Annotated in this window: 15 protein-coding genes; 9 read left to right on the forward strand and 6 right to left on the reverse strand. The window is 58.6% G+C overall.

Going from position 1 to position 13,761, the window contains the following annotated elements; all coding sequences use genetic code 11:
* Window positions 1–48: 48 nt before the first annotated feature.
* Window positions 49–972 (reverse strand): restriction endonuclease, encoded by a 924-nt coding sequence (locus M1K48_RS11610; protein ID WP_249503365.1) that lies wholly within the window; start codon window positions 970–972, stop codon window positions 49–51.
* A gap of 63 nt (window positions 973–1,035) precedes the next feature.
* Complete coding sequence (locus M1K48_RS11615) at window positions 1,036–1,338, reverse strand: hypothetical protein (RefSeq protein ID WP_249503366.1); 303 nt, start codon at window positions 1,336–1,338, stop codon at window positions 1,036–1,038.
* A gap of 202 nt (window positions 1,339–1,540) precedes the next feature.
* Here M1K48_RS11615 and M1K48_RS11620 point away from each other — a divergent pair, with 202 nt between their 5' ends.
* From M1K48_RS11620 to M1K48_RS11640, 5 genes are all read left to right on the forward strand, one after another.
* Entirely contained in the window at window positions 1,541–1,939 is a 399-nt protein-coding gene (locus M1K48_RS11620) for a hypothetical protein (protein ID WP_249503367.1), read from the forward strand.
* Window positions 1,940–1,968: 29 nt separating this feature from the next.
* Window positions 1,969–2,598 carry a DUF4230 domain-containing protein gene (locus M1K48_RS11625; RefSeq protein ID WP_249503368.1) on the forward strand — a complete coding sequence of 210 codons (630 nt, stop codon included), beginning with the start codon at window positions 1,969–1,971 and terminating at the stop codon, window positions 2,596–2,598.
* 239 nt (window positions 2,599–2,837) lie between these two features.
* The gene (locus tag M1K48_RS11630; protein ID WP_249503369.1) at window positions 2,838–4,139 is read left to right on the forward strand and encodes a virulence-associated E family protein; all 1,302 of its coding nucleotides are present in this window, start codon (window positions 2,838–2,840) and stop codon (window positions 4,137–4,139) included.
* 283 nt (window positions 4,140–4,422) lie between these two features.
* Window positions 4,423–5,586, forward strand: coding sequence for a site-specific integrase (locus M1K48_RS11635; RefSeq protein WP_249503370.1), 1,164 nt, complete (start codon window positions 4,423–4,425; stop codon window positions 5,584–5,586).
* 1,190 nt (window positions 5,587–6,776) lie between these two features.
* Window positions 6,777–7,481, forward strand: coding sequence for a hypothetical protein (locus M1K48_RS11640; protein ID WP_249503371.1), 705 nt, complete (start codon window positions 6,777–6,779; stop codon window positions 7,479–7,481).
* A gap of 129 nt (window positions 7,482–7,610) precedes the next feature.
* Here the strand turns inward: M1K48_RS11640 and M1K48_RS11645 are convergent, their stop codons facing one another.
* The 4 genes from M1K48_RS11645 to M1K48_RS11655 form a co-directional block, all read right to left on the reverse strand.
* Window positions 7,611–8,117, reverse strand: a complete 507-nt coding sequence (locus M1K48_RS11645) for a MucR family transcriptional regulator (protein ID WP_249503372.1) — start codon at window positions 8,115–8,117, stop codon at window positions 7,611–7,613.
* Window positions 8,118–8,206: 89 nt separating this feature from the next.
* Entirely contained in the window at window positions 8,207–8,938 is a 732-nt protein-coding gene (locus M1K48_RS11650) for a thermonuclease family protein (RefSeq protein WP_249503373.1), read from the reverse strand.
* 317 nt (window positions 8,939–9,255) lie between these two features.
* The gene (locus M1K48_RS14430) at window positions 9,256–9,744 is read right to left on the reverse strand and encodes a shikimate kinase (protein WP_406696728.1); all 489 of its coding nucleotides are present in this window, start codon (window positions 9,742–9,744) and stop codon (window positions 9,256–9,258) included.
* A gap of 66 nt (window positions 9,745–9,810) precedes the next feature.
* A complete protein-coding gene (locus M1K48_RS11655) occupies window positions 9,811–10,065 on the reverse strand; it encodes a hypothetical protein (RefSeq protein ID WP_249503374.1) in 255 nt (84 codons plus the stop codon).
* Window positions 10,066–10,276: 211 nt separating this feature from the next.
* Here M1K48_RS11655 and M1K48_RS11660 point away from each other — a divergent pair, with 211 nt between their 5' ends.
* From M1K48_RS11660 to M1K48_RS11675, 4 genes are all read left to right on the forward strand, one after another.
* Complete coding sequence (locus M1K48_RS11660; RefSeq protein WP_249503375.1) at window positions 10,277–10,885, forward strand: PEPxxWA-CTERM sorting domain-containing protein; 609 nt, start codon at window positions 10,277–10,279, stop codon at window positions 10,883–10,885.
* 243 nt (window positions 10,886–11,128) lie between these two features.
* Complete coding sequence (locus M1K48_RS11665; RefSeq protein WP_249503376.1) at window positions 11,129–11,824, forward strand: LytTR family DNA-binding domain-containing protein; 696 nt, start codon at window positions 11,129–11,131, stop codon at window positions 11,822–11,824.
* Between the two features lie 51 nt (window positions 11,825–11,875).
* Entirely contained in the window at window positions 11,876–12,271 is a 396-nt protein-coding gene (locus tag M1K48_RS11670; RefSeq protein WP_249503377.1) for a UrcA family protein, read from the forward strand.
* Window positions 12,272–12,524: 253 nt separating this feature from the next.
* Entirely contained in the window at window positions 12,525–13,382 is an 858-nt protein-coding gene (locus M1K48_RS11675; RefSeq protein ID WP_249503378.1) for a hypothetical protein, read from the forward strand.
* Window positions 13,383–13,761: the final 379 nt, after the last annotated feature.

A 13,761-nucleotide genomic window follows, 5' to 3' on the forward strand; every position in this document is an offset into this window, starting at 1 on the left:
GTTACTTCAATGATTCTTACCGGACTTGTCGGTCCTACTCGACGTGTTTCAATCGTCGGCAAAGAAGTCTTCGTCGATGCGCTTCATCGCGACCACTCGACTGATACGAACTCCAACTTCATGCTCGATCAAAAGCTCAGCTAGCCGCTCGCCGTCAATCAATATGACGCGTTGGGGAAGGTGCCTGACGTAGTCGATCGCATGACTGCTGAAACTGGACGTCGTTACGAAAACGCCTTTGGTGGCTCCCAAGCCGACGAGACTCCCTACGAAGCCCTGGATCTCCGGTCTGCCGACACCAACGTGAGATGCATACCTTTTCGCTTGAATGTAGATGCGATCTAGCCCGAGCCGGTCCTCGTCAATTACTCCATCGACGCCCCCGTCGCCACTCTTCCCGAGGCGCAAGGCAGCACGCTCGTGTGTCCCCCCGTAGCCCATCGCAACAAGCAGATCGACGATAACCCTCTCGAAGAATGCGGGTGTCTGTCCGAGTACGCGTTGAAGTACATCCGCCTTCAACGCGGCTTGAAGTACGCTGTGGGCGGCGTCGATCTGCTCTTCGGGGGTTGCGTCCGATGCGGCAGCGGCTTCTTGGGCCGGGAAAGCGTCCTCAGTGCCGCTGGTGGCACTCTGGCTGTAGAACTCCAGAAAGGCTGGAAAGGTCTTCAGCAGTGCAACATCCACGGTCTTCGGCTTAGTGGCTAAGAGCGCTCTGCCAGCTTCGCTTGCTACGAAACGTCCTCGACCGGGGCTGTCGATTAAGCCAGCCTTCGCCATGTAGAACTTAGCCCAGTGAATACGATTATGGAGAAGGCGCTGCCTCCCGCTTGGCAGCAGTTCCTCTGTCTGTTCTGCGGTTAAGCCAAGCTCGTCGGCAATGCTATCGGCGGCCAGAGGAACACGCGTTTCGCCTGCGGCTGCTACCTTGAGAACAGGGAGCATCAAGGACTGATAGTCGGGAATGGGCAATTTGAGCTCCGGGCTGTCTACGAGAGCCTATCGGAGCCAGCGGGCATACGGAAGGCAGGTCTTTCAGCTGTTTGCTAGCACAACTTCGATGCGACCTTGGCAATCAGGATCAGCGGTTATGCTGATGCCGCGTAGGAGTGAGCCCGTTTCGGTTTTGCTGCGTGTGAGCTGGTGCACAAAGGCTGGATCGGCCCACATCTCCTGAACCGCGATGTCCGCGTCGGCGCACTCATCAGCAAGGTGCCTGAGGAAGTCAGCGCCATCGTCGGGCGCGTAGCCCCAAAGATCAACCGGTAGCGGGTTCGGGGCTGAACCGGATCGTAAGACTGAGGCTATTCCGAGAGCCATCTCCTGAATGCCGGCCATGCACGCTCTCCATAATCAAACGCGAGCATCCACTGCACAATTTCGGCTGGTTGTCACGGAAAGGCCTGCGGCTCGCGTAGCGCGATTTGCCCCTCGAACCAACGTGGTCGCAAAAGAAACAAGGGTACCAGGGTACCTTATATGGGGAGACGCCTTCCTCAGTGAGTCCGCACCATCGGGCAACCTAAAGGTCACGACAAACATGCTAACCATTCACGATGGGGAGGCGCTTCCGCGCGCCTTCCATCCTTCCTTACGCGAGCTGATCAAGCTTCGGGTCAGCCAGCTACGCAGTAACTACGACGGTCCAATGGAAGAGATTGTCTGCTTCTACGTGGTGGAGGCTGGAGACGGCCAAGAACAGGTAACTGAGGCCCTCGGCTTTTCACCACTCCAGAACCTAGTCGACGGCACCACCTTCGGCGATCCGGGTTTCGAGCCCAGCTTTGAATGGATCAGCTGCCACGGACTTTGGTTCGAGCTCGTCTTCATTCTCACGGATGACGGGTTCGGACACATCCTGTTCGTCCCGAATGATCCCGGTACTGAGTTCGATCTGCACAGCCTGTGCCTCGAGTACGCTTGCCGCTGCAGCAACTGACACCCCCTCACATTGGAAAGGAATAGGGCATGGCAAAACCAAGCTTGCTCATCATCACGCACCTGTTCGCGGCGGGTGCCGGCTTCATCGTCGCTCCGCGGGAGGAGCCCTTGGAAAGCGAAGTGAAACACGAGGGCTTCTTCCACGTAGATACCAAGCGCGTCCTGGCGGCGGCGGTCGAGAGCCTCAGAACCGAGAACAGCTTAGTAGTGTATGCCTACAAGGGCTTTGCAGCCGTTTCCGTCGAGAAGGACGGCTTCCTCTTGCTTGACGGCCGGCAGGACCTGCTGGTGCCTGCGTCGGTCACGTACATGGTGCCGTTGTCGGGTCTGACCGCTGACAACCTGACCATCGATTACGACCGGAACACGCTCACTGTCAGGGTCCCTAATCTCATTATGTCAGACGTTGCGTTCGAGCCGGAGGGTGCGAGAATTCTCAACGCGGGGATTATCACGTTTAGCGAAGAGCAGGTTCAGGCGTTCACGAGGCAAAACTATGCCTCGGCTCGTCGAGCATTCATCAAGCAAGCGCAGGGTTCTGAACTGATCAGGCTTGCCGAGCAGCAAGCCAGCAAGAACATCGAGCGGTACCTCGAAGCTGTGCTTCGCGCGGGGGGACCGCCAGACATCCAAGTCTTAATTAGGTTCGAAGCTTAAATAGGGGGAGGGCAAACCGCGCAGTGTCTGCCCTCCTCTGCCTCCTAAGCTTGGGATCAACGCTGCTTCGTGGAACCTAAAACCCGCAGCTAAGTTCTCGCATTCAGACGCAGCCCGCCATGCGGGGAGCAAACGTGGCGTCTACATCCATTCGGTCTTTGGCATTTGCCGTCGAGCAATCGACAAATCGGCGCACTGTACGGTGCGGCGAGGTTCAAACGCGCTGAAAGACTTACGTAATGCACAACAACGACGGAATTGAGAACGGGCCGGTCAATGCGGCCGGTCCGCAACCCTTAGACTGGGACACCTTCCCGCACCCACCGGCAAGGTCTGAGCGGACACCCGGAACGATTGAAAACATGCGGCACATACTTGCCGGCTATAGCGTCGAAGTTTGTTATGACGTCATAGGCAAGAAGCTGCGGATTACCTGCCCTCTCTGGGCCGACAAGAAGCTCTGTAACGAAGATCAGACTGCGATGGCGTATATCGTGAGTCTAGCTGCTCTGAACCGCTTCCCACGTGAACTGGTCGAAACGTACGTCAGCACCATTGCGGACGAGCAAGCCTACAACCCCGTGAAGGACTGGATTTTGAGCCAGCCTTGGGACGGCGTTGATCGGCTACCGGACATCTGCCGTACGATGAAGACGGCGGAGGCTTTTCCGAACGAACTGAAGATACTTCTACTTTGGAAATGGCTCCTAAGCGCCGTTGCCGCGGCACTTCTCGAGCGAGGGTTTCGGACCAGAGGTGTGTTGGTGCTTCAGGGTGCCCAAGGGATCGGCAAGACCAATTGGACGAGCCGCCTCGTGCCCCCACAGTTGCAGCCATCCTTTATCAAGATCGATCATCAGCTTGATCCCACCAACAAGGACTCAATCTTGAGCGCCACAGCGCATTGGATTTGCGAGATAGGGGAGCTTGAAGGATCGCTCCGAAAGGAAATTGCCCGGCTCAAAGGCATGATCACTCGATCGGCCGACAAAGTGCGTAAGCCCTACGCGAAGATCGAGACCGACATGCCTCGCCGTACGGTGTTCGTGGCCACCGTGAACGATAGCAAGTTCCTAATTGACGACACGGGGAACAGCCGGTGGTGGACCATACCGCTAGTGGGCATCGATTTCGAACACGACATCGACATGCAGCAGCTGTTTGCCCAGCTGGCCGTCCAGCTCGAGGAAGGCGTCGAGTGGTGGCTGACGGCAGAAGAAGAGGCCCAGCTTGAGGACCACAATCGCAGCCATCGGTCCATCAGCATGGTCGAAGACCTCGTTCTAGATGCGCTGGAGCTCGATCGGGTTGGTGACGAGGACCTGCCCCTAGCAACACCGCGCGAATTGCTGATCACGCTGGGGATCGCGCAGCCAACCAATCCCCAATGTAAGGAATGCGCAGGCGTTCTCCGCAATTACGTCGGAGAGTCAAAGCGCATCCAGGGACGGGACAAATGGCGACTGCCTCTAACCCACGCTCGAGCCCAAGACTTCAAAGATAGCAGGCCCTCGAGATACGACAGCAGCAAGTTCGATTGATCTAGTGGGGGGAGGGTAGCAGATTCTGCAAATTAGCAGTTCAGAAGGGTGCCCAGAGCCCTTGCCGGCCGGCCAATTTGCGGCGGCTGCCGCCACCTCCCCCCACTACTCACCCCGGACCCAAAACCATGTTCTCGGTTGAAGCGTAACGCAAAGCCATATCGCTAAGCCTATTCAACGCCCTTGGGCCGTCCGGCCACCCCAATCACATTATCAACGATCCGCTGTGCCGAACCCGCTCAAGGGACCGGCCGAACGATCGCGCATATTAGGATCAGATCATATGCCAAAAGTTCAATTATCAGCCAGTTTTTGCCTTGCCGCGGTGTGCGAGCCGGGTAAGCGCAAATGCGACTATTGGGACACTATCACCTCTGGATTTCTGCTGGAGGTTCGTTCCTCCGGTGGACGCACCTATTACCTTCGCTATTTCGATGAACGCGGTCGGCAGCGGCAGCTTAAGATTGGTGGCTTCGCCGACATCACTTTCGATCAAGCCCGCAAGGCAGCCAAGCGACTTCGATCGGAAGTGGTGCTTGGTGGCGATCCGCTCGGCGACAAAGCGGTGAAAAAAGCCGTTCCAACCTATGCCGCTTTGGCCGAGCAGCACTTGGCTCATGCAAAGGGTTATCAGCGTAGCTGGGAGTCCGTGGAGGGGCTGCTGCGGGTCCATCTGGTGCCGCGTTGGGGCAAGCACAGGCTTGACGAGATCCGGCCGCAAGACATCGCTCAGTGGCTTGCGGAGAAAGCTGCGGAAGGGCTCGCCCCCGCCAGCGTCGAGAAGATCCGCGTAACCTTCGGGCGGTCATTCGAGTTAGCCCGCCAGTGGGACATGCCTGGACCGGCTTCCAACCCGGTACGCAGCGTGCCCCGACCGAAGTTTGACAACAAGCGGGAGCGTTTCCTGACTCGCGAGCAGGCCGGCAGGTTGCTTGATGCTGCGGGGCGATCTCTAAACCCACAGCTGAAGTCCATCCTCGGCCTGCTGCTGCTGACGGGTGCCCGAGTTTCCGAGCTGCTGCAGGCGGAGTGGCGCCACGTAGATCTGGATCGGCGCGCTTGGCACATTCCGATTACCAAGACGGGGAAGGCTAGGTACGTTCCACTAAGCCAGGCAGCGGTTGACGTGATTGAGAGTTTGCCCCGGTTCACGGGCTGTCAGTACCTGATCCCCAACCCGGAGACGCGTTTACCGTACGTGTCGATCAAGCACGCTTGGCAGACCGCTCGTCGGGAGGCTGGGATGCGTGATTTGCGGATACACGATCTTCGACATTCCGCGGCTAGCTTCATGATCAACGGTGGTGTCGATCTGTACGCAGTGGGGCGCATCCTTGGTCATGCAGATCACCAGAGCACGCAACGCTACGCTCATCTGGCCAACGAGACCCTAATGAGAGCCGTTGAAGCAGGGGCTGCCGGCTTGGCTGCTCAAGCTCACACCTGAACAACTCACCCCGGATGCCACGTGCGTCCGGGGTACTTCTTCGACGCCCTTTTTTGTCGAGCTCAAGTGCCACGAACTGAGCCGCAAGCACTTTAGGCTCAAACTCGTGCGCTAGCCCAGCTGTGCTCCTTCTGCGGGGCCGCTCATAGCCTCATAGAGCGGAACGGCAGGCTGAGGAGGGGCGGGTACCCGGAAGGTCGCCGACGCACTCCTGCCTTGGCGCAATCGGCGGCGCCATAAGGTCCTCACCACGCTTAGGACATCCTTCGACTGCTTGCGTGAGTGCCGGTTGGCTTGCGGTCGGTAGGTTCAGCTGACGCTACAATCCGCTTTTGGGACAGCCAGCCGGTGACGGAACTCAGGGCTGCTGCGTACGCTTTCAGCGCATGTATGAAGAAGTGAGTAAGCTTAGAGCCTTAGCACGTCAGAGCCGCTGCTTGGCGAACAGTCCTGGCACCCGGTCCGTCATCGCACTGCAATCCCTTGCCGCGACATACGACAGGCAAGCCGATGAGCTCGCTCGTCAGATGAGCGATGCCGCTCAGCCCCAAGTCAACTCCGTTGAGGCAGCATGATCTTCTCGAAAGTGTGTGCTGAGGAACGATCCTGCGAGCTCCTGCCTGGTCAGTTGATCACCATAGTTCGGCAGGACGGAACCGAGGAGCCTGCAACGATCAATGACGTTTCCAGCGGTGGGTTCGGGTTTTCAGCCGCCGCTCTTCCACAACTTGGCGAGAACATCGTTGTTCGAGCGGGGCATTGTCCTGAATTCTTGTGCCAGGTCCGGTGGGCGTGGGGTTCACGAGCAGGTGTCGTTTTCCAAGGGTTGTACGCCACCACTGCAGCTTGCGCTTAGCTTACCCGCCGGGAGGCCAGAGCACCCGAGACTGCGCGCCCGCACTACCGCCTTGGCGCAAACGCCGGCGCGCCAAGGTGCACAGCAGCAAGTGACCCCGGCTCACGTCAGGGGGCGCTCAGACCTGAGCACTGGCGCGTGCGTCGTCAGCTATCGACTGCAGGCTGAAGCTCTCGGCTGATAACAGCAGCCCGCTTGGCCAGTATCCAGTTCTTGGAACCGCCTAAGACGTTGGTTGTTCGCCAAATGTGAACAGACGTCGCTCGGAGTGTTCATCTCCAATGCACGCGAAGGTGCATAGGTAAAGAACACGAATATAGATGGAGCATTTCCTATGATTAAATCACTCGTAGGCTTGGCAGGGCTGCCGTTGCTTGCGCTCGCGGCGCCTGCCTCGGGCCAGTACTATCCCGGTAGTCAGAACCAGTACGCAAATCAAAACCAGTATGGCAATCAGGCCAACGCAAATCTCACGGTTCGCATCAATCAGCTGCAGGCGCGGTTGCAAGCTGGTGTCCAAGCGGGCTCAATCACTCGCAATGAGGCCGCCCCGATCCGCCAACAGATCCGCGACCTGACCCGCTTGGATCGTCAGTATTCAGTGAATGGCTACACTGGCCAGGAGCGTGCAGCGCTGCAGCAGCGTATCCGTCAGGTTCGCCAGCAGCTGCGAGTGGCAGATAACGGTGCAAACGGCCGGTACAATCAGTGGGACGTTGAGGACGGCTATACTCAAGGTGGCCAGCAGCAAGGCTACAACCAAGGCTATCAGCAGCCTTACCAGCAAGGCTACCAGCAGCCCCAGCAGGGTTATCAGCAGCCGGTGCAGCAGGGCGGCATTGCCGGTGTGATTGGGCAGCTTCTCGGCGTTGGTGGGCTGCAGGTGGGGCAGCGTGTGCCCAATAACCTCTACGGTGTTCCGACGCAGTACCAGAACCAGTACCGCGACGGGAACGGCGTTTACTACCGTTCGGACGGTCGTCGCATCTACCAGATCGATGCACGTAACGACACGGTGATCCGCATTTTCGGCATGTAACTGAGAGGAAGGGCTGCCTGGCACGTTGGGCAGCCCTCCTTCACTGGTGCTTACAATTCTTGGTACTCAGCACCGCAATCAGAGGTAGCGGCCTACCTATGCGCAATCGGCGGCACGACCATAATTGGCCTAGGCCTCAGCCGTAATCCCGAGCTTCTTGCGCCGACCGGGCGACGCTTTGCCCGTCGTCGTTGCAGGTTCAGCCGCCTTTTGCTCGCGCTTCCGACCCAAGCCGATCTTCTTGGCTAGATCTCGACGAGTCTCAGCATAGGACGGTGCGACCATCGGGTAGTCAGCCTTGAGGCCGTACCGCTCACGGTACTGCTCAGGGGTCATGCCGTGGCGTGACAAATGCCTGCGAAGGGTCTTGTAGGGCTTGCCATCGATGAGCGAGATGATGCGGTCGGGGGAGGAGAGAGACTTTCTCACAGTCACAGCGGGCTCGTGCTTGGGAGCCGGCTCAGCCTCTGCTTGATCGACGGGCCCCTGGCCAAGGCCCACAACCGCATTGTGCATCGAGCGAAGAAAGGCAGGGATATCCTCTGCTTGAGCGCGAGTGTTGGGGTTGGAGAGCCAAGCAATGGTGAGCTCGGTTGCAAGCTCTGCCGGACTGCTGCTGAGGTCGGTCTGTTCCATGTTAGTTTCCAATCGTATTTGTATCGGTCTATTACAGCCATGAGGCGCTGAAGAACTTAAATCAACAGGCCTCTGGGCCGTATCGTCGTTCACCTGCGCACGATAGCTCGCCTGTAACCGGCCGCCTGAGCTTCTGCTTCAGTACAGAAGATGTCCTCAGCCCTGGTCTGATCGTAGTAGGGCATTCCAGGCACATGGTAGATCCATTGACCCTTGCGATTACGATTGCCCTTGATGTTGCAGTTACCTTTCGAACGAACAGCAGAGTAGTTCGATGAAGACTTGACTGGCAAGTCACTTCTGCCGGCACTTAATCGTGAAGGAGCTGTCGGCTGCTCGGCCGCTCGGAAGGCTTGCGGCATCTGGAACTCACCAGACCACAATCCGCGCCGCTTCACCTTTGCGCTCTCTTCCGCCGACACGTAGTTGGATGAGTAGCGTCGAAACGCGACTGCAAAGCCCGTAGCAACCATGGTGCGATTGATGTCCACTTGGCCAACGGTGCACGTCGCTAGAGTACGCGCGTACTGATCTACGCCCGAGGACACGCAACGCACTTCTCGGCCGGTCACGAGAGCAGCGAGCTTCTGGGCTGCCTCTGTTCCGCACTGCCAATTCGTGCCTGCGCGTTTGCAGCTCTGGTCGAACTCGGGTGCATCGATGCCGAAGAGGCGCACTTCACGAGAGCCGACAACGAGCGAGTCCCCGTCCTTTGCTCTTGCTGTGCCCCAAAAGATCTCACCAGGTGCAGCGGTTGCGACGGTCGAGGCCAAGGCAATCGCCAAGGCTGCAAGTACGAACGGGGTGTGGTGGCTACGCAAGTGCGCCTCTCTAGCTGTTCTCGATGTCCTGCGGACCAGGAATACGTTCACTTTCCACCCGAGACTGACATACAAAAGGCTTCACGCGTTCGCATCCCGGCGACCTGGAGCACGTAGAAAATGATGACGCCACGTCAAACACCCCGCAACAGCAAGCTGCTTATGCTTGGTGTCCTTGCAGCTGTGGCTGCTGCAGTGTGGGTCGTGATCTTCTAGGGAGTATCCCGTCCGCCGGGAGAAGGCATTGGCGTGTAGCCTATCTGGCGTCGGCGAGTGGCCTAGCTGGTTTTTAGCGGTTTTCTTGTACGATGTTTGCTTCAATCAGCGCTTCCACGACCCCTTCGCATGCTTGTGTCTTGAGATCCTGAGGTGTCGATCCAAGCGTTGCTCCATGGGCGACTGTTGTAGCCTTGTTCGATCATTTCCGCCGTCCGCTGCCGCTCCCACTCGGTAAAGCTACGCCCGCGATCTGGGGCCACGATGATCTCCAACGGAGCTTGTAGGTTTATGAAGAACGACCGCGCGCGCGTAATAGCGAGCCGATGTTTGAGATAGATGTGATCGGTGCACCGGAGTGGATAGCCGAGTACTGCAGGTGCCCCCGTGTGCGTCGCGTTGACAGCTGCCTTGACCAGCTCGCCAGCAACCTTGCGACTGGACGCGAACCATGGCCGCCCAACTTGCTGAAACTGGTCGCCGTCGATGTAAGAGCCACCCAGATGGCGCGCCAGCGCCTTGCCCAAGGTGGTCTTACCCACTCCGATTGAGCCATGAAGGACAACAGCAAGCGGCACTTGCTCAGGCACGAGCGCTCAGACGCCTTTGGAGGCAATGAGGCATCGCGGGCGACCGCCGCCGGTCTGTCAAACAGCTCAGGCGATCGTACCTTGCTTTCGCAGAAGGCTGTCGAGGTTGGCCGCACGCGTTGTGCGGGGTGTCACCGGCAGTGACCACACGCCACCGTCCATCTCAGCGACCACCTTGTCGTCGCGGTAGAGCTTGCAGTGGCCAAAGGTGCAGTCAGCAAGAACCAGTTTAACTGCCATATCGTCATCGTCCAAGCCATCGACGATGTAAGATACGACCCGCTTACCGTTCTTAAAGCTGTCCAGTCGGTAGCTCGTCATAACGCCCTCCGAGTCGCGAGAGTACATCAATTTCGCAGATCCATCGATTCAGGAGTCATATCGACCCAGGAGTCATCTAGCCGCGGCGCTAGCTTCTCCCGCGAAAGCGATGGCAGGCTAATCACCGCTCGGCGGTGGATGATCGTTTGTCCATCATGTGCCGCCTACGCCGTCTGCCGCACAAGCGGATCTTCCAATCAGGAGATCCACCATGTCCCGAGCTTTCCTGTGCGTCGCAATCGCGTTTGCCGCAGCAGTTACAGCCATTCCCGCGAGTGCGGCAGAGATCAGTTTCTCCGGTTTCGCCGCAGCCACCGCCAGCCCGGCACCCAGTTCCAGCTGCGCGCCTCTGTTCCAAGGCATTGCGATGGGGAGCGGCACCTCGTCTTACGGAGCCTTCAGCTACTCCCACACCGCCTGCACCACGGGCGCGACGGGCCCGGTGACCGGGAGCTATGTCATCAACTTCGGCTCCGACCAGTTCAGCGGGTTGTTCGCCGGCATCTCCGCCGCGGCGTCCACGCCAGGCCTGTTTGACCTCCTCTTTACCTACGACATTCTTGCCGGGACCGGCCGCTTCGCTGACGCTACCGGCCAATTCGGCCAGATTGGGTCGGTCGACGTGCGCGGCGGACCGCCCTCGCGCCTGACGCTCAACTTTTCCGCGGTCCCGGAGCCGGCGAGCTGGGCGCTGATGCTGCTGGGCTTTGCAGCCGTCGGCGGAGCGCTGCGACTTAACCGGAGGAAAGGTGGTGCCACCGAAGACGATAAAGATGGGCACTCAGATCATTGGACTATCTCGATGCGGCTTGTCCGCTGAGCACCCATCCCGGACGTTCCGGTGCATCTCGCCGAGAACGCAAGCGGACGCTCGTTTAGCTAGGTTGCGGATGTCCCCATTGTGCACACTCCTGTCGATGATCTGCAGCCAATCGAATTGATACCTGTAGGTAGAGCGCCCTCGCAGCGAGAGCGACAGCATGGCTTGACCGTTCACATCAGAGCATTTGCTGAGCCGTTAAGTTAGGAGTAAACGGCGCATGCCCTCCTTGGAGGAGCAGTCATGACAAGACTGAATGTTGTTGTCTGCTTAGCCTTCGATCATCGTGCGTCCGTCGAAGGATTGGGCAAGTTCAAGGAGTGTGTCCTCCGTTGTCCGTTCGTGGAATCGGCGATGGAAGTTACAGGCACCTTCGACCTGATCGTTCAGGGGAGCTGCGACTCGCTGACGGAATACACCCAGAACATGGAGCTGATCCGGCCCCAGCTCGCGCAGTATGTGAGCCGCCTCGACGCAAATTTCATTAGCAAGAAAGTAGAAGTGCGCTCGGGAGAAGGCACTGAGAGCGCTCTGTGGCTGCCGTGCGACGGGGGCCGGAGAAGGGTGGAAGCATGCCTGATCGACAAGGTCGTTGCCGAGGGCGACTACATGCGAGTTCATGTGGGCAAGTGGAACTGCCTTGTTCACCTTACGATGCAGCGGCTCTACCAAACGCTTGGTCATTCCGGTTTCATCAAACTTCACCGATCCTGGCTTGTGCGGGTCGGATTCATCGACCGTGTGATTCATGAGAAGCATCGTTGGCTTGCGCGCTTACGCGACGGAACGAACGTCACCGTCGCCAAAAGTCACGTGCACGACGTTCTGCAACTCATGACCGCTGAGTCGTCGACGGCGGAAGTCAATTCGGCGATTCGAAGCCAGCGCAACGACGGCGCAAGTCCAATCGAAGAAGAATCGAAGATTTCGATTAGCTAAGAGCGCAAGGTTCCTAGCACGGGAGATCTTTCCCCAACGCAGGAGGTAACCATGCATGGTCGTAACTTTGCCACCTTAATCGCAGCGGGCGTAATCGGCTTGAGCCTCACGGCAGCGGCTGCTTATGCTCAACCGCCGAAAAGAGACGTTGTTGTCGAGGGCAAGCGCTTCGATCCCGAAACTCAGCGAATTGTCCGCTATGGCGACCTCAACTTGGCCTACCGTCCGGACCAGAAGCTGCTCATGCATCGCATCTCGAGGACCGCGAGGGCGCTCTGCTATGATCTCGGTTATGCGAGTATGGAAGAGAATTGGCCTTGCAGGAACGATGCGATCGACAGCACCGACGATCAGGTTGCTGCAGCAATCGCTCGCGCCAAGGACAAGCTTGCAGGCCGTCCAGTGGGCCCAGCGATCGCCATTTCGATGGTGATTGGCTCGCGTTGACGCTGGGGAGGGGCGGTCAAGGCTGCCCCTTCCAGCCTCGTTGGAGTCGATGTTGAGCCTGCCATGTGGAGGTGACATGATGCGCCCGTTAGTGCGGCTGGTGATGCCGACGATGGCATTACTTCTGATGAGTTGCGGTGGCGGCGGCGACCAAGCTCCCTCTCAACCCATCATCGTGGCCCCGCCGTCCAGTCCTCCGCCTCCCGCTCCCCCTCCTGCGCCACCGACCGCCGGCATCCCCACGGCTTCTAGCGTGCCGCTCGCAGCGCCCTTTCTTACGACAAGCCCCGCCTTTCCTGTCACCAACCTGGAGGGAGCGAACTTCCAGATCGGCGCCCTTGCAGCTCGCTTTCCGTTGCGTTTGAGCGCAGTAGGACCGGGCTTTGGTGGCGACAGCATCGTCACCAATTCGGGTGGCATACTCGACTTGAGATCAGACCGATCCCTGGCACTGACACTGAATTCCTCCACGCCAAGCATAAGTGCGATGCCAATCGGAGGGATGCTCACAACGCGGGCTAACGGTGACAAACTTCTCCTGACTGCTAATCCGCCCAATCAGGGAATCAACTTCGCCCGCCACGGGGTGTGGCTGATCCAAAGTTCATCGGGCGACAGTGGTGGTGTTTGGTCTACCGGCTTCGCATCTCCGTCAGGTGCTTTGCCAAATACCGGGCATGTGACTCTCGTCGGAGGAGCAAACGGCCTGATCAGCGAGTACGGCATCGCTGGCGGCGCACAGATTGCCCTGCTCAGCGGAAAGGTGGAACTTGTCGTTGACTATGCCACCGGATCGGTAACTGGGCGAATAACGCAGCTGAAAGTTGGCAGTGACGGGACCTATGTGACCGGTCCGGTCAATGAGCTTACGCTATCTCTCACACTTGATCGTAACGGACGTTTGCTGACCGGCTCGGCGGTTTCCGGGGCCTCCCCCAGCGGACCCAACGCCTTTGCCGCAAACGTCACGGGAAGCGTCAGCGGCCAACTATTTGGTCCTGCCGGCGCTGACGCCGGAGCTGTACTGATCCTGTCTGATGGCCTTTCGCGTTTGGTGCTGGCGTTCAGCGCTACGAGCAACGCTGAGTGCGCCGGATGCTGGGACTATTAGAAATTGTTGACCCTTCCTTCGTTGGCTTCAGATCGCAAACTTGGCACACTACGCTCGAGGCCGTCAGTGCCCCGAGTTATTTGGCTCATCTACTAAGGCGCACCTTTTTCGGCATACAGTCGTCCTGTGCGGCAACCAGCAGCCCAGTCGGCCTCCGCAGCAGCCTGTCGTCTGTGAGACCTCACGCTTAAGGTCTGATTACGACCCATTTCGGACATTCACTGATCGTCGGCTTAGCGTCGCTCTCGGACGCTTAAGTCCGCCCCAAGCCGACCTGCGGCACGTATTAACCGTTCGCCGGCAGTGAGCAAAAAGTGAAGGTGCTGCATACACGTAGGCGCCAATGCTGACGCCCACAACGGCGACCGGACGGAATGGA

The sequence above is a fragment of the Sphingomonas glaciei genome (genome assembly GCF_023380025.1).
Classification (GTDB): Bacteria; Pseudomonadota; Alphaproteobacteria; order Sphingomonadales; family Sphingomonadaceae; genus Sphingomicrobium; species Sphingomicrobium glaciei.